Source organism: Mucilaginibacter sp. P4_G9 (assembly GCF_056400985.1).
Map to the genome: position 1 here is coordinate 1 of NZ_JBFUKF010000218.1, position 8,672 is coordinate 8,672.

The window sequence follows — 8,672 nt, forward strand, 5'->3', positions numbered from 1 at the left end:
TTCGCCTTTCGCCTTTCGCCTTTCGCCTTTCGCCTTTCGCCTTTCGCCTTTCGCCTTTCGCCTTTCACGTCCGATACCGTACATGCCCTTGTATCAAAAATGAACGGGTATTTAATTTTGCTTATTTTAAATAACTGATAATCAAACTATTGCAACCATGGCATTAGCTTTGCTTCATGCTTTTTACTAAGGGATAGCATCATGAAGCATCACAAACCACTGGAACGGCGTACTTTTTCGCAAGACCGTTTCGACATCCTGATTAAAAGACAAAGAAGCGGAAAAGCAACCTTTAACGAACTCACCGAACTGGATGATATTGTGAACCGTGACCCCGCCATACGTGAAAGCATCCTGGTTGAAATGCAGGAGTTAGATACACCGCCCGAAGACCAACCGCCTGTTGAAACGCCTGTTATTGTTCCCGTAAAAAAGCGTGGATTGCTTGATATTATATGGTCGTTTATTAACAGGTTGTTTATGGCCGAAACAGCAACGCTTGGAGCGGTTGTGATTTAAACTTTCTTTACCCATCAAATATTTACGCCCTGATTTATTATATTTAGCCTGAACTAAATCATCGCAATAATATGACCACTACTGCCGCTACTGAACCCATCTACTGGTCTGGTGCGCAAAAAATAAGCTTAAGGTTTTTCCTGGTGTTTTTTTTGCTGTACATATTTTTTAACCCTAATGGCACCATCCCATTTTTAGATGCCGCCTCGGAATACTACATTCAGCCATTTCATAAACTAATTCCCTGGTTGGCCGCCCATGTACTGCATATGGCCAGCCCCATAACCGTATTTACCAATGGCAGCGGCGATACTACTTATGATTACCTGATCATATTGTTCAGCATTGTAATGGCTGGTTTAAGTGCCGTTGTTTGGTCGGTTGCCGACAGAAAGGCCCGCGATTATAATAAGCTGTTTTACTGGGTTTGCGTAATAGTGCGTTATTATGTGGCTATCACCATGCTTACCTATGGCTTTGTAAAGGTGATTAAACTCCAATTCCCATCGCCTTCACCCACCCGCTTGCTGGAGCCCTTTGGCAATGCATCGCCCATGGGCCTGGCCTGGACGTATATGGGTTACTCCACCGGTTTTAATTATTTTACCGGTTTGGCAGAGATTAGCTGTGGCTTGTGCCTGCTTTTTCGTAAAACAACAACCCTGGGCGCAATTTTAGGTATAGTAGTTGCCGGTAACATTATGGCCATAAACTATTGTTTTGATGTGCCGGTTAAGTTGCTATCAACTATGCTGGTATTAATGTCGTTGTTTTTGCTGATTAAAGATGCACTGCGTTTAATTAACTTCTTTTTGCTAAACAAGGCAGCTCCGCCATCAAACATAGCCCCGCACCGTTTTAAGGCCAGGTGGAAAAATATCACCTTAAGCAGTATTAAATATGTTTTTATTGCCTATGTGCTTGTTGGGTATACCATAAGTAATTTACAGGCTGCACAACACTATGGCGATAAGGCCCAAAAACCGCCTTTTTATGGCATTTATAATGTGCAAAGCTTTGTGCGGAATAAGGACACCATTGCACCGCTTACTACTGATACCACAAGGTGGGCAAAACTGATCATTAGCTACACCGATAACGCAAGGATTAAATTGATGAACGATAGTTTAAAAAACTACAGTTTTAAACCCGACCTTAAAAAGCATACCATCGTTATACATAACTTTATTGACACTGCCGATAAACACCGGTTTACTTACACGGAAGCTAAAAATGGCGACCTGCTGCTAAAAGGTAAATGGAATAAAGATTCGCTGACGATCAGCCTCAAAAAATACGATCTGAATAATTTTTTATTACTAAGGCGTGGGTTTCATTGGGTGAATGAGTATCCGTTGAACAGGTAGATATGGATGCGTGCCATTTAAAACAGTAATAAGCATAATTAGATGGTTATAAAAAAACGTTTATATTGCCCTTGCTAACCAATTAAACTAAAACCATGAAAACAAACCTGCACCTGATAAGCCTGTTGCTGCTTTTTATTTTGCCATCCCTAACTTTTGCGCAGCCGGGTACCAGCAACAAACCTGTTTCGGCCCGGATACGGGTTATTATTGATAATGATTTTAGCGGCGATCCGGATGGTTTATTTGCGCTCGCCCACCTTATATTATCGCCATCTGTAGAGATCAGGGGCATTATTGGCTCGCACCTTAAAGTGGGCGATGGATTTGATAACTCCAAAACCCAGGCAGACAACGCCGTAAAAAAAGCAACCGAACTGCTAACCCTCATGAAACTAAATGGCCGGATACCGGTAATTGCCGGATCAAACACGGGTATGCTTAACGACAGCACCCCTGTTAAAAGCGCAGCCGTGGATTTTATTATCAAAGAAGCATCGCGTACAGATACATCATTGCCCTTATACGTACTTTGCGGAGCCGGCCTTACCGACGTTGCTTCCGCTGTTTTAACCAACCCCCAAATAGCAGGCAAATTTACCTTAGTTTGGATAGGCGGCCCCGAATACAGCGACCTGGCATTACCACCGCCCAATTATTCAAATCCCGAGTATAATCTTAATATTGATATTGCTGCTGCAAGGGCAGTGTTTAACCATTCGCAGTTGAAATTATGGCAGGTACCCCGTAATGCTTACCGCCAGGCTATATTGCCGTACTCGCAATTGCAAACCCGGATAAAACCCCGGGGCCAAATAGGGAAGTACTTAAACAATGTGCTTGAAAACCTCATGGTCCGCTTACAGCAATATCATCTTAATATTGGCGAAACCTATATTTTAGGCGATAGTCCGCTGGTATTGCTTACCGCGTTGCAATCCTCCTTTGAGGCCGACCCTTCAAGCAGCGATTATGTGCTTAAGCCCTGCCCGTGGATAAATGTACAAGGCGCATATGAATATAACACCAATGGCCGAAACATCAGGGTTTACCAGCACCTGGATATTAACCTGATGTTTAATGATTTTTTTGCCAAACTGGAAATGCTTTAAAGGTGCTATTGAACTTTATGCCAAGGGTTAAAGCGGCAGAATAAATTAAAACCAATACCGCTCTCGCCCGTTGGATTAAAGCATGAAAAAACTAATTGTTTTTGATCTGGACGGCACCCTGGCCGAAAGCAAGGCCGCGATAGATAAGGAAATGGCCTTGCTGTTTGCCCGCCTGCTGGAAGTAGCTAAAGTGGCTATCATATCTGGCGGAGACTGGCCCCAGTTTGAAAAGCAGGTAATAGCCCATTTACCCAATGGCAGCAAACTGGCCCATTTGTCTATACTGCCAACCTGCGGAACTAAGTTTTACCGGTACAAAGCCTCCAGGTGGAGAAAGATATATTCAGAGGATTTTACCCCGGAGGAAAAGAAAAAGATCACCGGGTCACTAAACCAGGCGGTTGAAAAATCGGGCTTTAAAGCCGAAAGCACCTGGGGCGATACGATAGAAGACCGGGATAGCCAGATCACCTTTTCTGCACTTGGACAAAAAGCCCCGCTTGAGCCCAAAAAAGCATGGGACCCGGATTTTAAAAAGCGTAAAAAGATTAAGGCCATTCTTGATAAGCTGATTCCGGGGTTTGCCGTGAACCTGGGTGGGGCCACGTCTATTGATGTTACCAAGCCGGGTATTGATAAGGCTTACGGGATGTACAAACTGCGTGATACGCTGAAAGTATCCATCAAAGAAATGTTGTTCATGGGCGATGCCCTTTTTGACGGCGGCAACGACCAGCCCGCCCGAACCACCGGCGCCGACTGTATCCAGGTTCGCGATCCGCAGGAAACTAAGAGAGTTATTGAAGCTGTAATTGCGTGTTTGAAGAAATAAAAATTAAAAGCAACATTGTTGCTTTTAATTCAATACTTTTGTCAGTATTAAATCTTGATGATCATGATCTTTGATGTAATTATTACAGGGGGTAGCTATGCCGGTTTACAGGCAGCTATGACATTGGGCCGGGCCTTAAAACAGGTGCTGGTTATTGATAGCGGGAAACCCTGTAACCGCCAAACACCCCACTCACATAATTTCCTTACCCGGGATGGCGAAACGCCTGCTGTTATTGCAGCAAAGGCAAGGGAGCAAGCTGAAAAATACTCTACAGTAAAGTTCCTTAGCGGCAAAGTCATTAATGGAACAAAAAACGTTGATGGATTTACTATCTGCACTGAAGCAGGGGAGGCTTATGCAGCTAAAAAATTGGTGTTTACTACCGGTATATATGATATAATGCCCCAAATTCCTGGTTTTGCAGAATGCTGGGGTATTTCTGTAATCCATTGCCCTTTTTGCCATGGTTACGAAGTGCATGGCAAACAAACAGGTATAATTGGTAATGATGATACAGGGTATGAGTATGCGAAGATGATAAGCAACTGGACTAATGATCTTACACTATTTACCAACGGGGCGTCAACATTTACTACCGAACAAGCTGGAAAACTGGCATCGCACCATATTAAAATTGTTGAAGATTTAGTTGAAACGGTAGAGCACTACCAGGGGCAGATAAAACATTTAGCAGCCGGTAAGAAGTATCCTTTAGATGCAATTTACGCCCGCCCGGCTTTCAGGCAGCATTGCGATGTGCCTCAAATGATAGGTTGCCAAATCACCGATGCAGGATATATTGAGGTAGACGAAATGTATCAAACCAGTATTCCCGGTATTTATGCAGCCGGAGATTGTACTTCACCTATGCGCACGGTTGCTACAGCGGTTTCTGGAGGGGCATTAGCCGGTGTTGTAATAAGTAAGGAACTGATTAATGAGGAGTTTTGATCTCACATCTTTTTCTCAATCGCAATCAAAGGTATTGCTGCAAATGCAATCAGCAGCATAAACGCCGCTGTTACCAGGAAAAGGTTTGAGCCCAGCGTATGGTACAAAAACGCCCCGCTAATAAGGCCGATGATACTGGCCAGGCTGCCGGCGCTGCCTGCAAAACCTTGTATTTTGCCCTGCACCTGCGCGTTCCCGGTGTTGGATAACAGGGCGATAAAGGAGGGCCACATAATGCCATTGCCAATAGCAAAAAGCAGGGCAGAAGAATAGATAAGCACGATGCTCTCAAATTTTAAAAGCACAAAACAGGCGCAAAGAATGAGGCTGCCGGTTATTACCAACACAGCGCCCGAAACACGTTTGGCAATAAAGCTCAATACAGGTCCCTCTATTAAAACCATTGTCCCGCTTAAAAACGAAAAGTAGATACCCAGTTTTAAAACGTTCCAGTGCAGCTGCCCGGCAGCATACACCGGGAAACCAACATAAAAGAAATTAAAGCCTAAGAATATAAGAAAGTATAGGATCAAAAAATAGGGTACATAAGGCAGGTTAAAAACTTCCTTCAATCCTTTTAAATTGGCTTGTTTTATAAGGGTGGGGCCAGGGACATCTTCTTTTTTAACCTGTAGCTCACGTATCCGCAGCCAGATAACCAGTAAAGCTACTAACGAGATAAACGCGGTAACAATCACCGGTAATATATTGCCTAATATGGTTGCCCCTAATAAACCAGCCAGCAATGGTCCAAAAATAAGCCCCATATTGGATGCAGCGGCCATACGGCCAAAATTTCGCTTGCGGTCGTCCTTTACAGAAATATCTGCCACATAAGCATTAGCTACAGACATATTACCGCCGGTGAGGCCATCCAGGGCTCTCCCTAAAAAAATGAGCAGCAAAGGAATACTGAATATCAGGTTGTTGGTTAGTTTTATTTGTTGGTTGGGTATAATTAAACCTGTTAAAAATATAAGCCAGGCCACAAAGGTGCCAGCCTCGCTCAGGAGCAGGATTTTTTTACGCCCGAACTTGTCAGACCAGTTGCCCAGTATAGGTGCCCCTATCAGCTGGAAAAAGGAATACGTAGCACTCAAAAAACCATATACCACCTCGTGCCCGCCAAGCTTTAAAACGATAACCACCAAAAACGGGATAACAACACTAAAGCCCAGGGCATCAATAAAGTTTACCAGCAATATTGGGAATAGGGTTGCTTTGGAGGTGCTTGATGCCATTAAATGGAACAGGTTTGATTTATTATAATACAGGTAACTTAAAGATAAGTTTTTGATCATGAATTGCCTGTATTGCCAAATGATGGCAAGTGTGTGTGTTTAATCACATGCACTTTTTAACAAAGCATTTTGAACCTTTTAACAAAGTTGAGCTTGTGAATACACCCGATATTTGTCATAACAAAAAGTAAAAAAGACATGGAAAAAATTTGGTTTATAACAGGCAGCTCCCGCGGGTTGGGGCGCAGCCTTACCGCAGCAGTACTTGCCAAAGGCGATAAGGTAGCTGCAACGGCGCGTAATACAGCACAATTAAATGACCTGGCAGATCAGTATCCCGGCCAGTTGTTTCCCGTTCAGCTGGATGTAACCAGCCAGGAGCAAATTAACGCGGCGGTTGAAAGTACAATACAGCATTTCGGTCGTATAGATGTTTTGGTGAACAATGCTGGTTTCGGCATCACCGGTGCGGCCGAAGCATTTACAGATGAGCAGGTGCGCAGCCAGCTGGAAACAAACTTGTATGCTCCCATTGCTATCACGCGTGCTGTATTGCCTTATATGCGCAAGCAGCGTTCGGGCCATATCCTGCAAATCAGCTCAATTGGGGGCAGGGTAGGTAGCGTCGGTCTTACCATTTATCAATCTGCTAAATTTGGCTTAAGTGGTTTCAGCGAAGGCTTGGCCCGCGAAGTGGCGCCTTTGGGTATAAAAGTTGTTGTTGTTGAACCGGGCGGTTTTCGTACCGATTGGGCCGGCGACTCGATGACCTATGCAAGATCTATTGAAGGTTATGAAAGTTCTGTTGGTAAAAGGGCCGAGTTTTTCCAGAGCGGAAAATTTATACCGGTGGGCGATCCCGATAAGGCGGCAAAAGTTATGATTGACATAGTTGGAGAGCCCGAGCCGCCATTACATTTAATATTAGGGAGCGAAGGGGTAGCCCTTGTAAAAAACGCTGAACTGGCAAAACTGGCCGAGCTGGAAAAATGGTACCAGGTTAGTATTTCGACAGACCACGATGAATCGGAAAATTTCTTTGAATCTGAGCAGGGTAAATTATACCTGAGTATGAAAAAATAAAAGAAAAAACATTGATAACAATGTAGCCCGGCACCTGCATTGTTATTATTTATAAATTTGAACTGATATGCTTAAGCAGGAAAAAGCGCCGATATTACAGCAAATACGCCATACATGTTATGTAACCAATAGCAGGGAGGGTGAGCAGTTTGTGCCCGAACATGTTTTTAGCTACCAAGCTGCCGGTTCAATCGAGATTAACGACGGAACCCAATCATATACAGTTAATGAAGGAGATTTTAGGCTGAGCAAACGCAATCAGCTTATTAAATTTATAAAGCGGCCACCCTTAAATGGCGAGTACAGAGCACTATCTGTTTACCTTGACCAGGAAACATTGCGAAACTTTAGTATAGCGTATGGGTTGAAATCGGATAAGCATGATATGGGAGGCCCGTTCATTAACCTGAAGCCACATCCTTTGTACAAGAGTTTTATGGATTCGCTGCTGCCTTACCAGCAAACGGGGCATGCTATCAGTGATGATCTGCAGCGATTAAAGCTACAGGAGGCCATCCTGATATTACTGCAGGCCAATCCCGAACTTAAAGATGTTTTATTTGATTTTAGCGAACCCGGCAAAATAGACCTGGAAGGTTTTATGAATAAAAACTACCACTTTAACGTTCACCTTAACAGGTTTGCCTATTTAACAGGCAGAAGCCTGGCTACCTTTAAGCGCGATTTTGAAAAGATATTTCACATTACCCCAAACAGGTGGCTGCAGCAGCGCAGGTTGCAGGAAGCGCATTACCTTATTAAAGAAAAAGGCCAGGCCCCCTCAGCTATTTACCTCGACCTGGGCTTTGAAGATCTGTCGCATTTTTCGTTTGCGTTTAAAAAAGCTTATGGTGTAGCTCCGTCCAGGATTTAATTATTAATTAATCAAAGCTTCGCCGGATTGGCCGATTAACAATATTAAAAATATTTTTTATTGACTGTAACCCTGTTGTTTTAATTAACGTACAAAAAGGTGTAAAGGTTAATTAATTTATTGGTTTGAATTTTTGTTTAGGAACTCCCGGATGCCAGCCGGGAGTTTTTTTATTTTGAGTAATAGTTAAAATAGTGATTTTTAAAGGTTCATACCGCCGGATACCTCTATCCGTTGCGCATTTATCCACCGGGCCTCTTCTGTGCATAAAAATGCAACTACGCCACCAATATCATCAGGCAAACCTACACGGCCCAATGCGGTTACACCTGCAACATGGTCGTTCACGTGCTGGTTGTCGCGTACCATACCGCCGCCAAAATCTGTTTCAATGGCGCCGGGAGCAACCGCGTTAACAGCAATTCCACGTGCGCCTAATTCTTTGGCCATATACCTTGTTAGTACTTCAATACCGCCTTTCATTGATGCATATGCTGCATAACCCGGCATACTGAAACGGGCCAAACCGGTTGATATATTGATGATGCGGCCGCCATCATTAATAATTGGCAGTGCTTTCTGGCTTAAAAAGAATACGCCTTTTAAATGGATATTGAAAAGCAGGTCGAAGTCTTCTTCGGTAGTTTCGGCAAAAGGTGCACCAACCCCAATACCGGCATTGTTTATTAA

The 8,672-nt window shown here is 43.7% G+C and carries 9 protein-coding genes; 7 read left to right on the forward strand and 2 right to left on the reverse strand.

Annotated elements, in window-relative coordinates; genetic code table 11:
* Window positions 1–201 precede the first annotated feature (201 nt).
* The 5 genes from AC1DPZ_RS17270 to AC1DPZ_RS17290 all read left to right on the forward strand — a co-directional run bounded on the left by AC1DPZ_RS17270 (window position 202) and on the right by AC1DPZ_RS17290 (window position 4,784).
* Window positions 202–519 carry a hypothetical protein gene (locus AC1DPZ_RS17270; protein WP_477405617.1) on the forward strand — a complete coding sequence of 106 codons (318 nt, stop codon included), beginning with the start codon at window positions 202–204 and terminating at the stop codon, window positions 517–519.
* 71 nt (window positions 520–590) lie between these two features.
* A complete protein-coding gene (locus AC1DPZ_RS17275; RefSeq protein WP_477405619.1) occupies window positions 591–1,886 on the forward strand; it encodes a hypothetical protein in 1,296 nt (431 codons plus the stop codon).
* A 95-nt stretch (window positions 1,887–1,981) separates the two neighbouring features.
* On the forward strand, window positions 1,982–2,998 hold the full coding sequence (locus tag AC1DPZ_RS17280) for a nucleoside hydrolase (protein ID WP_477405621.1): 1,017 nt from the start codon (window positions 1,982–1,984) through the stop codon (window positions 2,996–2,998).
* An 82-nt stretch (window positions 2,999–3,080) separates the two neighbouring features.
* The gene (locus tag AC1DPZ_RS17285; protein ID WP_477405623.1) at window positions 3,081–3,830 is read left to right on the forward strand and encodes an HAD-IIB family hydrolase; all 750 of its coding nucleotides are present in this window, start codon (window positions 3,081–3,083) and stop codon (window positions 3,828–3,830) included.
* 63 nt (window positions 3,831–3,893) lie between these two features.
* A complete protein-coding gene (locus tag AC1DPZ_RS17290) occupies window positions 3,894–4,784 on the forward strand; it encodes an NAD(P)/FAD-dependent oxidoreductase (RefSeq protein ID WP_477405625.1) in 891 nt (296 codons plus the stop codon).
* A gap of 2 nt (window positions 4,785–4,786) precedes the next feature.
* Here the strand turns inward: AC1DPZ_RS17290 and AC1DPZ_RS17295 are convergent, their stop codons facing one another.
* Entirely contained in the window at window positions 4,787–6,085 is a 1,299-nt protein-coding gene (locus AC1DPZ_RS17295; protein WP_477405627.1) for an MFS transporter, read from the reverse strand.
* A 138-nt stretch (window positions 6,086–6,223) separates the two neighbouring features.
* Between AC1DPZ_RS17295 and AC1DPZ_RS17300 the strand changes: the two genes are divergently transcribed.
* Window positions 6,224–7,108 (forward strand): oxidoreductase, encoded by an 885-nt coding sequence (locus AC1DPZ_RS17300; RefSeq protein ID WP_477405629.1) that lies wholly within the window; start codon window positions 6,224–6,226, stop codon window positions 7,106–7,108.
* Between the two features lie 67 nt (window positions 7,109–7,175).
* The gene (locus AC1DPZ_RS17305) at window positions 7,176–7,982 is read left to right on the forward strand and encodes a helix-turn-helix domain-containing protein (protein ID WP_477405631.1); all 807 of its coding nucleotides are present in this window, start codon (window positions 7,176–7,178) and stop codon (window positions 7,980–7,982) included.
* Window positions 7,983–8,183: 201 nt separating this feature from the next.
* Here the strand turns inward: AC1DPZ_RS17305 and AC1DPZ_RS17310 are convergent.
* The coding region (locus tag AC1DPZ_RS17310; RefSeq protein ID WP_477405633.1) for an SDR family NAD(P)-dependent oxidoreductase at window positions 8,184–8,672 on the reverse strand (489 nt) is incomplete at its 5' end.

Bases quoted from the DNA above. Each gene is read 5' to 3' on its own strand.
- AC1DPZ_RS17290 (WP_477405625.1), top strand. From the start codon at position 3,894: ATGATCTTTGATGTAATTATTACAGGGGGTAGCTATGCCGGTTTACAG.
- AC1DPZ_RS17300 (WP_477405629.1), top strand. From the start codon at position 6,224: ATGGAAAAAATTTGGTTTATAACAGGCAGCTCCCGCGGGTTGGGGCGC.
- AC1DPZ_RS17295 (WP_477405627.1), bottom strand. From the start codon at position 6,085: ATGATCAAAAACTTATCTTTAAGTTACCTGTATTATAATAAATCAAAC.
- AC1DPZ_RS17270 (WP_477405617.1), top strand. From the start codon at position 202: ATGAAGCATCACAAACCACTGGAACGGCGTACTTTTTCGCAAGACCGT.
- AC1DPZ_RS17285 (WP_477405623.1), top strand. From the start codon at position 3,081: ATGAAAAAACTAATTGTTTTTGATCTGGACGGCACCCTGGCCGAAAGC.
- AC1DPZ_RS17280 (WP_477405621.1), top strand. From the start codon at position 1,982: ATGAAAACAAACCTGCACCTGATAAGCCTGTTGCTGCTTTTTATTTTG.
- AC1DPZ_RS17305 (WP_477405631.1), top strand. From the start codon at position 7,176: ATGCTTAAGCAGGAAAAAGCGCCGATATTACAGCAAATACGCCATACA.
- AC1DPZ_RS17275 (WP_477405619.1), top strand. From the start codon at position 591: ATGACCACTACTGCCGCTACTGAACCCATCTACTGGTCTGGTGCGCAA.